Below are 15,943 nucleotides of genomic sequence, written 5' to 3'. Positions count from 1 at the left end.
CGGCAGGCCGTCGGCGCGGGTTGGCAACGCCAGCACGGTTTCAATCTGGCCGGCGAGCTCGTAGTCGAGCATCAGCGCCCAGCCGCCGCGGAACGGAAGGCCGGTTTCTTCGCGCGGCAGGCGGGCGGCCTGCCAGTGGGCGTCGAGCACCTGCAGGAAGGTGCCTTCGTGGACGGTACCGGTTTCGTCGCGGACCACGCCGTCGTTGTGCAGGGCGAGCGTCGGGCCGCTGGCCATCAGCAGCAGGTCCCAGCGGCCCTGGGCGGTGCCGGAGGCGGTGGATTCCATCAGCAGCGGGTAGCGGTGCGGGGCCACGCGTTGCAGGGATGGGAGGTCGGTGGTGGCGGGTAGCGGGCGGGTCTGGAACATGGGAAGGACCAAGGGTGCGCGAAAGCCAGATGCACCAAGGCCGCCCAAAAAGGCGGCCCGGGTGTGGTGATACACGTTACGCGGAAAACCTCAGACGCGCTTGAACACCAGCGTGCCGTTGGTGCCGCCGAATCCGAAGCCGTTCGACATGACCACGTCGACGGTGGCTTCGCGGGCGACGTTGGGCACGTAGTCGAGGTCGCAGCCTTCGCCCGGCTGTTCCAGGTTGATGGTCGGCGGGATGATGTTGTCGCGGATCGCCAGCACCGAGAAGATGGCTTCCACGCCGCCGGCCGCGCCGAGCAGGTGGCCGGTCATGCTCTTGGTCGAGCTGACCATCATCTTGTAGGCGTGGTCGCCGAAGGCGGTCTTCATGGCCATGGTTTCACCCAGGTCGCCCAGCGGCGTGGAGGTGCCATGTGCGTTGAGGTAACCGACCTGGTCCGGGGTGACACCGGCGTCCTTCAGGGCCATGGTCATGCAGCGCGCGGCACCTTCGCCGTTCTCGCTGGGAGCGGTCATGTGGTAAGCGTCGGAGCTGGCACCGAAGCCGGCAAGCTCGCAGTAGATCTTCGCGCCACGTGCCTTGGCGTGTTCGTACTCTTCCAGGATCAGGATGCCGGCACCGTCGCCCAGTACGAAGCCGTCACGGTCCTTGTCCCACGGGCGCGAGGCCTGTTCGGGCGCGTCGTTGCGGGTGGACATGGCCTTCATCGCGCAGAAGCCGCCCAGGGCGGTCGGCGAGGAGCCACGCTCGGCACCGCCGACCACCATCACGTCCGCGTCGCCGTACTGGATCATGCGCATGGCAGTGCCGATGGAATGATTGGAGGTGGCGCAGGCGGACACGGCCGAGAAGGACGGACCCTTCAGACCGGTGATGATGCTCAGCTGGCCCGGCAGCATGTTGATGATGGTCTTGGGCACATAGAAGGGCGAGATTTTCTTGCCCTCGTGGAATTCGATGGTCTGCTCTTCAATGCCGAGCAGGCCGCCGATGCCGGCACCGACGATCGCACCGATGCGCTCGGCATTGGCGTCGGTGATTTCCAGGCCGGAATCGTGCAGGGCCATGAACGAAGCGCCCAGGCCGTAATGAATGAACGGGTCCATCTTCTTGGCATCTTTGCCACTGACCCGGAACTTGCCGAACTGTTCGTTGTCGGCGGTGATGTCAAAGCCTTTGACCTCACCTGCAATCTTGGTGGTGAAACGCTCCAGGTAGGCGTCTGAAACGTTGGTCAGCGGACCGATGCCGGAGCGGCCTTCGGTGATGCCCTTCCAACTGGTGGCCAGATCATTGCCCAACGGCGAGACCATGCCCATGCCGGTAACGACGACGCGACGCTTCATTTCAGATTCTCCTGACGCTTACAAATACACAGGGCCGCAAGTGCGGCCCCATGGGGGTGCCGTTGCGCGTGGTGGGAAACCACACACGCGCTTCAGCCGGCTGACATCAGGCCTTGACGTGCGCCTTGATGTAGTCGATAGCCGCCTGCACGGTGCTGATCTTTTCGGCTTCTTCGTCCGGGATCTCGCACTCGAATTCTTCTTCCAGCGCCATCACCAGCTCGACGGTGTCCAGCGAGTCTGCGCCCAGGTCATCGACGAACGATGCGCTGTTGGTGACTTCTTCTTCCTTGACGCCAAGCTGTTCGACGACGATTTTCTTGACGCGTTCTTCGATGGTGCTCATTGGATATCGCTCCAGATGGAGTAGTGGTTCAAAAGTATTGCCATCGGGTTGTGATGGCCGTGGGATAGTGTAGTGGAAACCACCGGCCCCATGCATTCTTGCAAAAGGCCAAATGGATCAACCACTTGCGGCGCATTCCGTGCGCCACATGCTTACGGCATGTACATGCCGCCGTTCACATGGAGGGTTTCGCCGGTGATGTAGCTGGCCGAAGGGCCGGCCAGGAACGCCACCGCGTTGGCGATATCAGCCGGCTCGCCGAGGCGTTCCAGCGCGATGCTTTTGACCAGACCGGTGCGCTGCTCTTCCGGCAGGGCCTTGGTCATGTCGGTGTCGATGAAGCCGGGGGCGACCACATTGACGGTGATGTTGCGCGAACCGATTTCCTTGGCCAGCGACTTGGAGAAGGCAATGATGCCGGCCTTGGCGGCGGCGTAATTGGCCTGCCCGGCGTTGCCGGTGACCCCGATGACCGAGGCGATGTTGATGATGCGGCCCTTGCGTGCCTTCATCATGCCGCGCATCACCGCCTTGGAGGTGCGGTACACGCTGGTCAGGTTGGTGTCGAGAATCGCCTGCCAGTCCTCTTCCTTCATGCGCATCAGCAGGTTGTCGCGGGTGATGCCGGCATTGTTGACGAGGATGGAGATCGGGCCGAACTCCTTGGTGATGGCGTCGAGCACGGCGTCCAGCGCAGCGGCGTCGGTGACATTCAGCGCACGGCCGTGGCCGCCCAGCGCAGCCAGGCGCTCGCCAATGGCGGCGGCACCGGATTCGGTGGTGGCGGTGCCGATGACCGTGGCGCCCTGGGCGGCCAGCGTGTCGGCAATTGCAGCACCGATGCCACGGCTGGCACCGGTGACCAGTGCGATTTCACCCTGCAGGGGCTTGCTCATGAATCTGTTTCCTTGAATGACGTGGAGCTCAGGCGGCCCAGGATTCGCGGGCGGCTTCAAAGTCGGCAGGCGTGGACAGGGTACGCGCGTCCAGGCCCTTGTCGATGCGCTTGATCAATCCAGTGAGCACCTTGCCGGGGCCGCACTCGGCCACCCGGGTCACGCCACGGGCGGCCAGCGCCTGCACGCAACCGGTCCACTGCACCGGCTGGTACAGCTGCTGTACCAGGGCCTGGCGGATGGCGTCCACGCCGTCGTGCACGCGCGCGTCCACGTTCTGCACCACCGGCAGCGACGGGGCCCGCCACTGCAGGCCGGCCATGGTTTCGGCCAGGCGGTTGGCGGCTTCGCGCATCAGCGGGGTGTGCGAGGGCACGCTGACGGCCAGCTTGACCGCCTTGCGCACGCCCTTCTCGGCCAGCAGCGCGAGCGCGCGGTCAACCGCGGCAGCGTCGCCGCCGATCACGATCTGGCCGGGCGAGTTGTAGTTGGCGGGGACCACGACCTGGCTGCCGGCGGCCTGTTCACAGACGTCCAGCACCAGGGCGTCTTCGGCACCGAGCACGGCGGCCATGGCACCGACGCCGGCCGGGGCCGCGTCCTGCATCAGCTGGCCACGCAGACGCACCAGATGGGCACCGTCGCGCAGGGTCAGCGCGCCAGCAGCCACCAGGGCGGTGTATTCACCGAGGCTGTGACCCGCCAGCACGGCCGGCTGGGCACCACCGACCGCCTGCCACGCGCGCCACACGCCGATGCTGGCGGCCAGCAGCGCGGGCTGGGTGTGTTCGGTGCGGTTGAGCATTTCTTCCGGGCCACCCTGGGACAGGGCCCAGAGGTCCACGCCGGCACCGTCAGAGGCTTCGGTGAAGGCTTCACGAACCTGCGGGTGCAGTTCGGAGAGCTCGGCCAGCATGCCCAGCGACTGGGAGCCCTGGCCGGGGAACACGAAAGCTAGAGTGGAATCGGTCACGCGGGGGTCCGCCTGCAAAAATCGAACGGCGAATGATAAGGGGGTTTAGCCGCCTTCGTCTGTACTGGCGCGTATGTGGGGTTTCACACAAACAGCTGCAGGACGTCCAGTTCGCCGTCGGCGAAGAAGTCCACGCAGATGGCCAGCAGCATCACCATGCCCAGCGTGGTCGCCCCGTGCACGATCAGGATGGCGTGGGCCAGCGCGCGGGCCGAGCGGCCCATTTTCAGGCTGTAGCGAGCCAGCCGCTGCAGTCGGCCTGAAACGGCGTGGGCGTGCGCCAGCACCGGCGTGTCGACCCCGTCCATGGCCTGCGCCATCAGCTCCTGCAGGCGCTCGGGGCGGTGTTCGTAGTACTTGGCCACGCCGTAGCCGAACATCAGCCAGTCCCGCGCCTGGGCCTGTGCCAGGTCCATCACTTCCAGCGGGTCTTCCTCGAAGTCGATGAAGCCGATGCTCTGCCCGTCCCAGGTCAGGTTGCGCGGCAAGGGCTGGCCGAAATAAGCTCCGGCGCGGTGGGCGCTGGCGATGGCGTGCATGGCGGCGGCCACCAGCACGTCGCGTCCGGCATCGTCGGCCTGGCGCAGGCAGGTGTTGAACGAACTGCCGTTGTCACCCAGCACCAGCGCGGCGTGACCGCTGCCGATCACGTGGGGCACGTTGACGCCCTGGGCCAGCAGTTCGGCCAGGCGGCGGGCTTCGGTTTCGCGGGCGGCGTCACCGCCCCGGTGCGGCGGCGGACGCAGCGCATCCAGCTGGAAGCGGTTGGCGATGAAGCGCAGCAGGCCCAGCGCGACGGCGCGGCTGCCCTCGCTGTACTGCTTCAGCCAGGCGCGCTGCCCTTCAATGACAATGGGCTCGACCATGCGATGTCTCCAGAATGCAGACGGCCCCTTGCGGGGCCGAATTGAGAGGCGCACGACCAACGGTCGAGCGCTACCGGTGCCGGTAGGTGTGGACCGTCGGTCGACACACCGCCCTTAACGCATTAATAACGCAGCAGAGCCGAACCCCACGTGAAGCCACCACCGAAGGCTTCCAGCAGCAGCAGCTGCCCGCGCTCCACGCGACCGGAGCGCACGGCGGCGTCCAGGGCCAGCGGCACCGAGGCCGAGGAGGTATTGCCGTGCTTGTCCACGGTGACCACGACCTGGTCCATGGACATGTCCAGGCGCTTGGCAGTGGCTTCGATGATGCGCAGGTTGGCCTGGTGCGGAATCAGCCAGTCAAGATCGCTCTTGTCCAGGCCGTTGGCGTCCAGGGTTTCGTCCACGACCGAGTCCAACGCCTTCACGGCGTACTTGAACACGTCGTTGCCCTTCATCAGGATCGCGCCGCGTGCATTCTCGGCGTCGCCGAAACCGGCGGACACGCCGACCGGGTTCCACAGCAGTTCCTTCTTGCTGCCATCGGAGTGCAGATGGGTGCTGAGAATGCCGGTGTCCTCATCGGCCTTCAGCACCACCGCGCCCGCGCCGTCACCGAACAGCACGCAGGTGGTGCGGTCGTTCCAGTCAACGATGCGGGTAAGAGTTTCCGCACCGATCACCAGCACATGGCGGGCGTCACCGGAACGGATGAATTTGTCAGCCACGCTCAGCGCGAACACAAAGCCCGAACAGGCGGCATTCACGTCGAAGGCGGGGCAACCGCTCGCACCGAGCTTGGCCTGGATCAGGCACGCGGTGGAGGGAAAAATAAGATCGGGGGTGGTGGTTCCCACCACGATCATGTCGAGCTGCGAGGCCTCGATACCGGCAGCCTCCAACGCACGCACCGCGGCGTGGTAGCCGAGGTCACTGGTGGTTTCGCCTTCAGCGGCAATGTGCCGTTCGCGAATACCGGTGCGCGTCTGGATCCACTCATCGCTGGTGTCGACCAATTTCTCCAGATCCTGGTTGGTCAGCACTTTTTCGGGCAAATAACTACCAGTGCCCGCGATCCTCGAGTAGATCCGCTTGCTCATTGCAATTCCTGAAACGCGGCCGCAACGCGGCCTGGAAGAAAGGGCAAAGGCCGCCGCCCGACCGGGCAGCGGCCTTTACACACATCAATCTTCTTCGACCGCCGAGGTCTTGGTGGTGATCACCTTCTTGCCACGGTAGAAACCGTCAGCGGTGATGTGGTGACGCAGATGCACTTCGCCGGTGGTCGGGTCGGTCGACAGCTGCTTGGCGCTCAGGGCGTCATGCGAACGGCGCTGGCCGCGGCGGGACGGGGTAACACGGGATTTCTGCACAGCCATGGGATTGCTCCAAACTCGGTTCGTTTTGCTTCGTCGTTTCGTCGCACAGGACGCCAGCGCCCAGCACAGTCTTCGCTTTCGCCGCAGCCGCCGACGACAACCGGCTGCTATTGTTTCTTCAACGCCGCCAACGCCGCAAACGGGTTGGCCTTGCTTGTTTCTTCTTCGGTCGGTGCCCAGTCACGGTCAACCGCTTCACCATCGGGCGACAACGGCACCACCGGGACAGCCAGGACCAGTTCGTCCTCGACCACGTCCAGCGGGCGCAGCTCGCCATCCTCGGGCACCAGCAGCGCTTCGTACTCTTCCGGCAACGCAGCTTCTTCAGCTTCGTCGCGGACCAGGCCGAGACGCTGCACCACATGCACCGGCAACAGGAATCGCTGCATGCTGCGCTGACAGATCAGCGGCAGCTCGGTGGTAATGGTCAGTTCCACATAGGATACCCGCACGATCTCGTCGCGTCCGAATTCCAGTGCATAGGTGCACGTTCCTTCGGTATCGGCAACAAGGCCTTGCAGGCGGGTCAGGTCAGCCAGGTTGACCTGGCCTTCGAAGCGCCTGCGCGCTGCGACCATCCGCCAGGCATCCAGCAATTCGGGCACGTTCGCGGACATAAGCCGCTGAATGTTAAGGACCGCGATGGCGGTTGTCAAATACCCGTGTTGCGGGCCCGAGGGAAGGCCGCGGAAAGGCCGCACGACCAACGGTCGTGCGCTACCGGTCGGGTACCATTGTCGCATGAATGCGCTGCTGCTTGCCTCGACCTCCTCCTACCGCCGCGAGCTGCTGGAACGTCTGCGCCTGCCCCTGGAAACCGCCCGCCCGGACGTGGACGAGACCCCTGCCCCCGGCGAACGCCCGGCTGACCTGGCGGTACGCCTGGCCCGGGCCAAGGCCGCCGAGGTGGCGGCGCGCCATCCAGGCCGCTGGGTGATCGGCTCGGACCAGGTGGCCGAGCTGAACGGAGCCCCGCTGGGCAAGCCCGGCACAGTGGAAGCGGCACACGCCCAGCTCGCGGCGATGTCCGGTCAGGCGGTCGCCTTCCACGCGGCGGTGAGCCTGCAGTGCGACGGCCGGGTGCTGGAGGCCTGCGATGTGACAGCGGTGCGGTTCCGCGTCTTGCAGGGCGATGAGATCGCGCGCTACGTGGCCGCTGAGATGCCGCTGGACTGCGCCGGCAGCTTCAAGTGCGAGGGGCTGGGGATCACCCTGTTCGAGGCGATCGAGAACCGTGATCCGACCGCGCTGATCGGCCTGCCATTGATTGCGGTGACGCGGTTGCTGCGCGAAGCGGGATATCGGTTGCCGTAGTGTACGGACGATGCCGGCCCAGGCGGTGTGTCAGCGCACGGTGAAGGCCTGCTCCTGCCAGGTTTCGACGCTGCCGTCGTTGCCGTGCAGGCGCAGCCCCAGCCAGTGCGTTCCGGGGGGCAGTCCCTGGGTATCCACGCGCGCATCGAAGCCCACGTTCGGATGCTGCGGGTCGTTGGATATCTTCCAGAACCCGGTGATGTCATACGGGCGGCCATAGCTCACCTGCCCTGCCGGCTGGCCATCGACCAGCAGCTCGACCCGCGACAGCCCGACGCCGTCCTTGAAGGCCCAGCCACGCACTTCCAGCTCGCCGCTCACGTCGGCACCGAACTGCGGGGTGTCGATCCAGGCCATCGCCGGAGTCACGCAGGCGCCTTCAGCACGCTCAGCCGGCAGCCGGAATAACAGGAAACGCTGGTAACCATGGTCCTGGCTGACCACGCGCGGCGGCGGCAACGGCCCCACCTGTTCGCAGACCTGGTGATACCGCTCCAGCAGCTCGCGGTAACGCTGGTCACTGGGCGACAGCACCAACAGCATCGGGCCACGGCGCTCGCCATCATGCAGCAGACCCCACTCGGCCAGCTGTGCGGTACGACCATGTTTGTCGTTGAGCGGATGCGGCAGCACGGTGATGCGCGGGTCGCGCAGCTGGAAGCCGAGCTCGGCCCCGACCTTGAAGTTGCCGGCCAGCACACGCGTGCCTTCCGGCATCTGTCGAAGTTCATCGCGCACTTCGTCAGCCAGCGGCCGCCAGCCGGCAAAGTTGCGTGGGTAATACTTGTCGCCCGCCAGCTGCTCGCGCAGCGCCGGCGTCGACGCCATCAGGTAATAGCCGAACGCCAGGGTCAGACCGGCCCCGGACAGCCACCAGCCGGTACGGCGGAGCCAGCGCGGCCATCCGTTGAGCACGACCGGCACCGCCACCAGCAGTGCCAGGTAGCCTGGCAGCGGCCAGTGGAAGCTGATCCGCTCCACGTCGGTGAAAAAACCCAGCACGAAGATCGCCACGGTCGACACCGCGCCCACCAGGCCGAAGTAGCGCCATTGCGCGCGGGCACCTCCGCCGGAGCGGGTGCCCGCCAGGGCGACCTTCCACATCGCCACGCACAGAATGGGCGTGACCAGCACCGGCTGGATCACCAGGAACCACAGCCCGCTCCATTGGAAGTTCCAGGGATGGCGGTCCACCATCTGGAACTTCAGGCCAGCGTCGTGATTGTCGGCATTCCAGGCCACCAGGGGCAGCCACGCCAGCACCCCCATTGCCAACGCCACCCACACACGCGGATCACGCAGCATGCGCCGTCCCTGGGGCAGGATCAGCAGGGCAATCAAACCGACCCCGATCACACCGATGAAACGGTAATGACTGAGCGCGCCGATCATCAGCCCGAGTGCAAGCTTCATCGCCGCGGCGGCATCAACGGCGCGCAGCAGGCGTGCGCCGGCATCCAGACACAGCACTGCGGCCAGTGCCATCGGCACATCGGGCACCGCCAGCATGCCCAGGGTGGCAGACAGCGGCATCAGCAAGGTGAGACTGCCGGCCTGCCAGCCGGCCACCGCACCGAACCAGCGCGTGGCAATGCGCGACACCATCCACGGCAGCGCCGCACCGATCGCCAGGAACGGAAGCCGCACCGCCAGCACATGCGCGCCGCCGAGTTCGACGCCCAGACGGGTCAGCCAGGCGGTCAATCCGGGCAGGTCCGAGTAGGCCATGGCCAGATGCTGACCTTCCTGCCAGTAGAACGCTTCGTCCACGAACAAGGGCAGACGCGCTGCAATCACCAGTTTTACCGCGGTGATCAGCGTCCACAACGACAAAAAGATGGTGCGTGCGCGTTGTTCGCCCTGCATTGGCCTATAGAATCAAGATGATCGACGACACGAGACGAACATGGAATCTTCGCCCCACGTGCCCGCCATGCTAACCGATGTAGTGCGACAGGCTCTTCGCAACGCCCAGGACCAGGTCAACAGCCTGGTGCTGGGAAAATCCCATGAGGTGCGACTGGCCTTCGTGGCGCTGCTGTCGGGTGGCCACCTGCTGATCGAGGATCTGCCCGGCCTGGGCAAGACCACCCTCGCCCACGCCATGGCCTCGAGCCTGGGACTCGGTTTCCAGCGCGTGCAGTTCACTTCGGACCTGTTGCCTGCGGACGTGCTTGGCGTTTCGGTGTACGAAGCCGCCAGCCGCCAGTTCCAGTTCCACCCCGGCCCGGTGTTCACCAACGTGCTGCTGGCCGATGAAATCAACCGTGCGCCGCCGCGCACGCAGAGCGCCCTGCTGGAGGCCATGGCCGAACAGCAGGTGACCCTGGATGGCGTAACCCACGCGCTGCCCGACCCGTTCTTCGTGATTGCCACGCAGAACCCGGTCGATCTATCCGGCACCTTCCCGCTGCCCGATTCGCAGCTGGACCGGTTCCTGCTGCGCCTGGCGCTCGGCTACCCCAATCCCGAATCGGAACGCGAACTGCTGCGCGGCACGGACCGACGCCACCTGATCGCACAGACCACGGCCGCACTCACCGAAGCGCAGGTGCGCACGCTGCGCGAAGCCGTGGGCCAGGTACACGCCAGCGAAGCACTCATTACCTATGTGCAGGCCCTGCTGGCGCGCAGCCGCCAGCACACCGGCGTACGCGTCGGGCTTTCGCCGCGCGCGGGCCTGGCGCTGCTGCGTGCGGCCAAGGCCCACGCACTGTTGCTGGGCCGCAGCCACGTGGTGCCCGAAGACGTGCAGACCCTGTTCGTGGCGGTGGCCGGGCACCGGCTGGTACCGGAAGCCGAAGCCGGCAACGGGCCTGCCCTGGCGCGCGGCATCCTGCAGACGGTACCGGTGGACTGACATGCGACGCGGCTGGGGAGACCGCATCATCCAGAAGCTGGCACGGCCACGACGGCAGGAAACCTTGCCGCAGCGGCTGCATCGCCGCCGCATCTACGTGCTGCCCACCCGTTTCGGGCTGTTCGTGGCGGTGCTGCTGATGGCCATGCTGCTGGGCGCGCTGAACTACAACAACAATCCCGCGCTGCTGCTGGCGCTGCTGCTGGCTACCGTTGCGGTGGCCAGCACGTTTGCCGCGCACCTGCAGCTTTCCGGGCTGCGCGTGGACGCGGTGTCAGCCGAGCCGGTCGTCGCCGGCCATCTGCTGCGCCTGCGCCTGAGCCTTTCCCGCCAGGACACCCGTCTGCGCCGCGGCCTGCAGCTGCAGCACGGCGAAGCGGTGGCCTATGGGCATCTGGTGGACAGCGACCAGGTCGAATTGGATCTGGAACTTCCCACCCGGCAGCGCGGCTGGCTGGACCTGGAGCGCATCCGAATTTCCACCACCCAGCCACTGGGGCTGGTGCGTGCCTGGGCATGGGTATGGCCGGATACGCCACTGCTGGTGTACGCCGCACCGGAGCTGCAGGCCCCGGCGCTGCCCGAAGGTGCCGGCGACCCGCTGCACACCCGCGTGCACGCCAGTGGCGACGAGCTGCACCAGCTGCGTCCCTACCGCCCCGGCGACCCCCAGCGCAGCATTGCCTGGAAGCATTCGGCGCGGCGCGACACGCTGCTGGTGCGCGAGTATGAAAAGCCGGTCGGGGTGGATGTGATGCTGGACTGGTGGCAGCTGAAATCACTGTCCACCGAAGCCCGCATTGCGCGCTTGGCGCGCTGGGTCGACCTGGCCGAGCGCGACGGCCGTCGCTACACCCTGAAGCTGCCCGGCCAGCCGGTACTGGGGCCGGGCCAGGGCAGCAGCCATCACCACCTCTGCCAACGCGCACTGGCGCTGATGCCCCATGACTGAGCGCGCTTCCTTCATTCTCACCGCCGACGCCCGGCGCTGGACCCTGCTCAGCGCAGCACTTTCACTGCTGCCGCTGCTGCTGTTGCTGCCCCCGCTGCTGAGCGTGGTGTTTGCTGTCGTGGCGGTTCTCACCGCCCTGCTGTCCGGGCAGCGTGTGCTGCCGGGACCGGTGCGGCTGCTGCTGGTGCTGGGCATGCTGGCGGCCATCTACTGGCAGATGGGAGCACGTCCGGGACGCGATACCGGCTGTGCCCTGCTGACCGCCATGCTGGCGCTCAAATCCAGTGAACTGCGCACGCTGCGCGATGCGCGCAGCCTGCTCGGCTTTGCGCTGTTCGCCCCGTTCTCGGCATTCCTGCTGGATCAGGGCCCCACCACGATGGTGCTGGCAGTGCTGGCGGCGGTGACCGCGCTGATCACCCTGCAGCGCCTGGCCCAGGCCGAAGGCGAGGCACCCAGCCCCGCGCTGGGTGGCCAGCTGCGCGGGGTGGGCCGGCTGGTCGCACTGGGTCTGCCGCTGGCGCTGATTTCCTTCTGGCTGTTCCCGCGCCTGAGCGAGCCGCTGTGGGGCCTGCCCGAACGTGCCGTAGGCAAACCCGGCCTGTCCGACCGGATGGAACCAAGCCAGTGGCTGGACCTGATGGCGGATGACGCGCCGGCGTTGCGGGTGAGCTTCCTGGGCGAGGTCCCGGCTCCGGAACAGCGCTACTGGCGCGGCCCGGTGCTGACCCATTTCGACGGCAAGGTGTGGGTACAGGACCGCTATGCCGACCAGGCTCCTCCGCCGCAGGTAACCCACGGCACGACGCGCTGGGATTACCAGATCGACTATGAGCCGACCGACCGCCGCCAGCTGGTGGCGCTGGACCTGCCGCTGCAGGCCCCGACCGGTACCCGGCTCGATGCCGACTACAGCCTGCGCAGTGACGTTCCACTGGCCGCACTGACCCGCTGGCGGATGCAGTCTTCGCCGGCCGAACGCTATGTACAGCCGCTCAACGACTGGCAGCGCCGACGCCTGCTGTCGGTGCCACCGGACCTCAACCCGCGTGCCGCCGCCCTGGCACGCCAGTGGCGCCGCGACGCCGGCTCCAACGATGCCGCCATCGTCAACCGTGCACTGGAGTGGATCCGCTCGCGTTTCGCCTACACGCTGTCCACGCCGGCCCCCGGACGCAACGCGGTGGACGAATTTCTGTTCGACCAGCAGGCCGGCTTCTGCCAGCACTTCAGTTCATCGTTCGTGGTGCTGATGCGCAACGCCGGGATTCCCGCGCGCGTGGTAACCGGTTTTGCCGGTGGCCAGCGCAATCCCTACGGTGACTACTGGGTGGTCCGGCGCATGGATGCCCACGCCTGGGCCGAAGTGTGGCTGCCGGAACGCGGATGGGTGCGCGTGGACCCAACCGCAGCCGTGGCCCCGGAGCGCATCTACGACACCCTCGAGGACCGGCTGAACGCCGGCGATGCCGGCGTGACCCTGGAGGGCCGCTGGGCCCAACTGGGTCAGATGGCCGACTACCTGCGCCGCGGCTGGAACGACCTGGTGCTGAGCTTTGACGCCACCCGCCAGCAGCAGCTGCTGCGCCCGCTGGGCATCGACAAACTGGAGCCCGCGCAGCTGGTGGCCATTTTCATGGCCTTCGCAGGTGCTGCGCTAGGGTGGATGGCGTGGGTGCTGGCCCGCGGCGAACGCGAACGCGATCCGCTGCTGCGGGCATGGCACCGCGTGGGCCGGCGTTACGCGCGGCATGGCCTGGCCCGGGAACCGGCCGAAACCGCCACGGACTGGGCGCAGCGCGTCCACCAGCAGCGCCCCGATCCGGCGCTTGTTTCGCTCAGCCAGCGTTTCGTCCAGGCGCGCTACGCTGGCACTACGCTCGACCCATCACTTGTGCGTGACCTGCAGCGGCATCGTCCGTCCACCGGAGCATCCTCATGAACACCAAGCTTCTGCTTCCCCTTGCCGCCTCGCTGGCGCTGTCTGCCTGCGCCACCGCGCCGAAACCGCTGCAGGGCACCTTCAGCATGGTCAGCCCGCGCGATTCGGTTGCCACCCAGCAGGTGGGTACACCGGTGCGCTGGGGCGGCCGCATCATTGAAACCACGCCGGGCCAGGGCCAGACCTGCTTCCAGCTGCTCTCGCGTCCGCTCAACGGCACGGGCCGCCCGAACACCACCAGCAACGACGCCAGCGACGGCCGCTTCGTCGCCTGCCGCGCCGGCTTCTACGACCCGGCCGTGTTCGAGGCGGGCCGCGACGTGACCTTCATCGGCAAGATCGCCGGTTACGAGAACACCCGCATCGGCGATTACGACTACAAGCTGCCGAAGCTGGAAGCCGACGTCATCTACCTGTGGCCGGAACAGCGCCAGGTGGACGTGGTGCCGGTCTACCCCTACGGGCCGTGGGGTCCGGGCTGGGGTCCGGGCTGGGGTTACCGCGGTTGGGGTTGGTGGTAACACGCATCGCGGCGCGTCGTGTACCCACCAACGGTGGGTACCTACCCTGGACCGCGATGCCGGCAGGTGCCGACCGTTGGTCGGCACAAAAAAAAACCGCCCTTCCGGGCGGTTTCTTTTTTCTCATTTCCCGGGTGCGCCGAAATGCCCCAGCGGCGCGCCGGCCAGCAGGTGCATGTGGATGTGGAACACGGTCTGCCCGGCATCCTCACGGCAGTTCATGACAATGCGGTAGCCGTCCTGCGCGAAGCCTTCGCGACGCGCGTATTCGGCGGCGGCCAGGGCCAGCTTGCCAATCAGGTGCGCCTGGTCGGCACCCAGGTCATCCAGGGTCGGAATGATGTGGTTCTTTGGAATGAACAACACATGCACCGGAGCCTGCGGCGCGATGTCCTTGAAGCCCAGCACTTCGTCGTCTTCGTAGACGATGGTGGCCGGAATTTCGCGGCGGATGATCTTGGAGAACAGCGTTTCCTGGGTCATGGGTCACCAATGGGATATCAGGTTGCCTCGGTACGGGTACCGAATGCGTGCGAGAGCGTGCCGCGATCAACGTACTCCAGCTCGCCGCCGAGCGGCAGCCCCTGGGCCAGGCGACTGGGACGCACGCTGTTCGCCCGGGCCAGTTGCGCCAGGTAATGCGCGGTCGCCTCGCCTTCCACGGTGGCGCTGGTCGCGATGATCAGCTCCTGCACCTCGCCCTGCTGCAAGCGGGTGCCCAGTGCATCCAGCCCCAGTTCGCGCGGACCAATGCCATCCAGCGGCGAGAGCCGGCCCTGCAGCACGTAGTACACGCCGCGAAAACCGGTGGCACTTTCAATGGCCAGGCGGTCGGCCGGCGATTCCACCACGCACAACTGGGCGCGATCGCGGCTGCTGTTGGCGCAGACCGCACACACCTCGGTTTCACTGAAGTCGCGGCACTGCGTGCAGTGGCCAATGCGTTCGATCGCCTTTGCCAGCACCTCGGCCAGCTTCTGCGCCCCTTCGCGCTCGCGCTCCAGCACGTGGTAAGCCATGCGCTGGGCGGTTTTCTGGCCGACGCCCGGCAGAATGCGGAAGGCGTCGATCAGCTGTTCGAGCAGGGGCAGGCTCACGGTTAGAACGGCAGCTTCATGCCCGGGGGCAGCTGCATGCCGGCCGTGGCCGAACCCATGCGGGTCTTGGACTCGGCATCGATCTTGTTGGAGGCGTCGTTGAAGGCCGCAGCCACCAGGTCTTCCAGCATTTCCGCGTCGCTGAGGATGGACGGGTCGATGCGCACCTTGCGGCATTCCTTGGTGCCCGTCAGGGTGACGTTGACCATGCCGCCGCCGGCGCTGCCGGTGACTTCCAGCTTGGCGAGATCTTCCTGGGCCTTCTGCAGGTTTTCCTGCATCTTCTGGGCCTGCTGCATCAGTTGGGCGATGTTGCCGCGCATGATTTTCTACTCTTCAATGGGACGGATGGAATCGGCCACCACCCTTGCGCCGTGCTGTTGGATCAGCACCTGCACGTTGGGGTCGGCCATGAAGGCGGTTTCGGCCGCCTGCTGACGTTCGCCGCGCTGGCGGTCCGAACGCTGGTGCAGCGTTTCGGCTTCGGCCTCGCCGTGCTCGATCTCGATCCGCGGGGCAATCCCCAGCGGACCGGACAGCGCGTCGGTCAGGGCCGCCAGCGAGCGGTCTGAACACAGGTACTCAAATCCGGGCGATACCGCCAGTTTCAAGACACCGCGTTGAAAACTGATGAAGGCCGCGTGCGCGGCCAGCTGACGGGACGGACCGTTGAGTTCGCTCTGCGCGACCAGCTGCAGCCAGGTGTCGGCCGAATCCAGGGTCACCCCGTCGCCTTGTGCCACGCTGGACGCGGGTTCAGCCACCATCGCAGGCGGTACCTGCACCTGTGCCGGCGCAATGGCGATGCCCTGCGGACGCTCTGGCGGAGCCGCCGGGCGCGCCGGCTCTTCCCACGGCGGCACCATGGCTGCGTCGGGACCGGCCATTTCGGCGGCCATGGCTTCGTCGCGACCCCCTGCCTCACCCTGCGCCCACGGCGGCGGGTCGTTGGCCGGAGCCGGCTCAGCAGGCAACGACGGCTTCGGCGCGGCCTGGACCGGCGGTTCAGATGCTTTCGGCGGTTCGGGTGCAGCCACCGGCGCGGGCGCGGCTGCGGGGGGCGCAACAGCGGTAG

General features: G+C 66.7%; 18 protein-coding genes and 1 pseudogene. 5 read left to right on the top strand and 14 right to left on the bottom strand.

Going from position 1 to position 15,943, the window contains the following annotated elements:
* From EGJ34_RS15380 to EGJ34_RS15340, 9 genes and pseudogenes are all read right to left on the bottom strand, one after another.
* Positions 1–369: pseudogene (locus tag EGJ34_RS15380) on the bottom strand (aminodeoxychorismate synthase, component I); the annotation flags it as partial.
* 90 nt (positions 370–459) lie between these two features.
* Positions 460–1,722: a beta-ketoacyl-ACP synthase II gene (gene fabF, locus EGJ34_RS15375; protein WP_125361352.1), complete on the bottom strand. Its 1,263-nt coding sequence runs from the start codon at positions 1,720–1,722 to the stop codon at positions 460–462.
* 106 nt (positions 1,723–1,828) lie between these two features.
* Positions 1,829–2,068 carry an acyl carrier protein gene (gene acpP / locus EGJ34_RS15370; RefSeq protein ID WP_005415509.1) on the bottom strand — a complete coding sequence of 80 codons (240 nt, stop codon included), beginning with the start codon at positions 2,066–2,068 and terminating at the stop codon, positions 1,829–1,831.
* Between the two features lie 152 nt (positions 2,069–2,220).
* Positions 2,221–2,964: a 3-oxoacyl-ACP reductase FabG gene (gene fabG, locus EGJ34_RS15365; RefSeq protein ID WP_125361350.1), complete on the bottom strand. Its 744-nt coding sequence runs from the start codon at positions 2,962–2,964 to the stop codon at positions 2,221–2,223.
* 28 nt (positions 2,965–2,992) lie between these two features.
* Entirely contained in the window at positions 2,993–3,937 is a 945-nt protein-coding gene (gene fabD, locus EGJ34_RS15360) for an ACP S-malonyltransferase (protein WP_125361348.1), read from the bottom strand.
* Positions 3,938–4,020: 83 nt separating this feature from the next.
* A complete protein-coding gene (locus EGJ34_RS15355) occupies positions 4,021–4,803 on the bottom strand; it encodes a serine/threonine protein phosphatase (RefSeq protein ID WP_125361346.1) in 783 nt (260 codons plus the stop codon).
* Between the two features lie 122 nt (positions 4,804–4,925).
* On the bottom strand, positions 4,926–5,903 hold the full coding sequence (locus tag EGJ34_RS15350; protein ID WP_125361344.1) for a beta-ketoacyl-ACP synthase III: 978 nt from the start codon (positions 5,901–5,903) through the stop codon (positions 4,926–4,928).
* 84 nt (positions 5,904–5,987) lie between these two features.
* A complete protein-coding gene (rpmF, locus tag EGJ34_RS15345) occupies positions 5,988–6,182 on the bottom strand; it encodes a 50S ribosomal protein L32 (RefSeq protein ID WP_125361342.1) in 195 nt (64 codons plus the stop codon).
* Between the two features lie 107 nt (positions 6,183–6,289).
* A complete protein-coding gene (locus EGJ34_RS15340; RefSeq protein WP_125361340.1) occupies positions 6,290–6,799 on the bottom strand; it encodes a YceD family protein in 510 nt (169 codons plus the stop codon).
* Between the two features lie 124 nt (positions 6,800–6,923).
* Here EGJ34_RS15340 and EGJ34_RS15335 point away from each other — a divergent pair, with 124 nt between their 5' ends.
* Positions 6,924–7,496, top strand: coding sequence for a Maf family nucleotide pyrophosphatase (locus EGJ34_RS15335; RefSeq protein ID WP_125361338.1), 573 nt, complete (start codon positions 6,924–6,926; stop codon positions 7,494–7,496).
* Between the two features lie 30 nt (positions 7,497–7,526).
* Here EGJ34_RS15335 and EGJ34_RS15330 read toward each other — a convergent pair whose 3' ends face one another.
* Complete coding sequence (locus EGJ34_RS15330; protein WP_125361336.1) at positions 7,527–9,362, bottom strand: glycosyltransferase family 39 protein; 1,836 nt, start codon at positions 9,360–9,362, stop codon at positions 7,527–7,529.
* Between the two features lie 40 nt (positions 9,363–9,402).
* Here EGJ34_RS15330 and EGJ34_RS15325 point away from each other — a divergent pair, with 40 nt between their 5' ends.
* The 4 genes from EGJ34_RS15325 to EGJ34_RS15310 are packed head-to-tail and all read left to right on the top strand — an operon-like array spanning position 9,403 to position 13,771.
* Positions 9,403–10,356 (top strand): MoxR family ATPase, encoded by a 954-nt coding sequence (locus tag EGJ34_RS15325; protein ID WP_125361334.1) that lies wholly within the window; start codon positions 9,403–9,405, stop codon positions 10,354–10,356.
* 1 nt (position 10,357) lies between these two features.
* On the top strand, positions 10,358–11,308 hold the full coding sequence (locus EGJ34_RS15320; protein WP_125361332.1) for a DUF58 domain-containing protein: 951 nt from the start codon (positions 10,358–10,360) through the stop codon (positions 11,306–11,308).
* Positions 11,301–13,250: a DUF3488 and transglutaminase-like domain-containing protein gene (locus tag EGJ34_RS15315; protein ID WP_125361330.1), complete on the top strand. Its 1,950-nt coding sequence runs from the start codon at positions 11,301–11,303 to the stop codon at positions 13,248–13,250. The genes EGJ34_RS15320 and EGJ34_RS15315 overlap by 8 nt, the downstream gene beginning before the upstream one ends.
* On the top strand, positions 13,247–13,771 hold the full coding sequence (locus EGJ34_RS15310) for a Slp family lipoprotein (RefSeq protein ID WP_125361328.1): 525 nt from the start codon (positions 13,247–13,249) through the stop codon (positions 13,769–13,771). The genes EGJ34_RS15315 and EGJ34_RS15310 overlap by 4 nt, the downstream gene beginning before the upstream one ends.
* Before the next feature lie 123 nt (positions 13,772–13,894).
* Here the strand turns inward: EGJ34_RS15310 and EGJ34_RS15305 are convergent, their stop codons facing one another.
* The 4 genes from EGJ34_RS15305 to EGJ34_RS15290 form a co-directional block, all read right to left on the bottom strand.
* Positions 13,895–14,254, bottom strand: coding sequence for a histidine triad nucleotide-binding protein (locus tag EGJ34_RS15305; protein ID WP_125361326.1), 360 nt, complete (start codon positions 14,252–14,254; stop codon positions 13,895–13,897).
* Positions 14,255–14,271: 17 nt separating this feature from the next.
* Entirely contained in the window at positions 14,272–14,868 is a 597-nt protein-coding gene (gene recR / locus EGJ34_RS15300; protein ID WP_125361324.1) for a recombination mediator RecR, read from the bottom strand.
* 2 nt (positions 14,869–14,870) lie between these two features.
* Positions 14,871–15,191, bottom strand: coding sequence for a YbaB/EbfC family nucleoid-associated protein (locus tag EGJ34_RS15295; protein ID WP_125361322.1), 321 nt, complete (start codon positions 15,189–15,191; stop codon positions 14,871–14,873).
* A 6-nt stretch (positions 15,192–15,197) separates the two neighbouring features.
* Positions 15,198–15,943: DNA polymerase III subunit gamma/tau C-terminal domain-containing protein (locus EGJ34_RS15290; protein ID WP_312023033.1), on the bottom strand; the 746-nt coding region annotated here is incomplete at its 5' end.

Source organism: Stenotrophomonas sp. 278 (assembly GCF_003935715.1).
GTDB lineage: Bacteria > Pseudomonadota > Gammaproteobacteria > Xanthomonadales > Xanthomonadaceae > Stenotrophomonas > Stenotrophomonas maltophilia_AH.
This window is presented reverse-complemented; position numbering and strand designations above follow the sequence as displayed.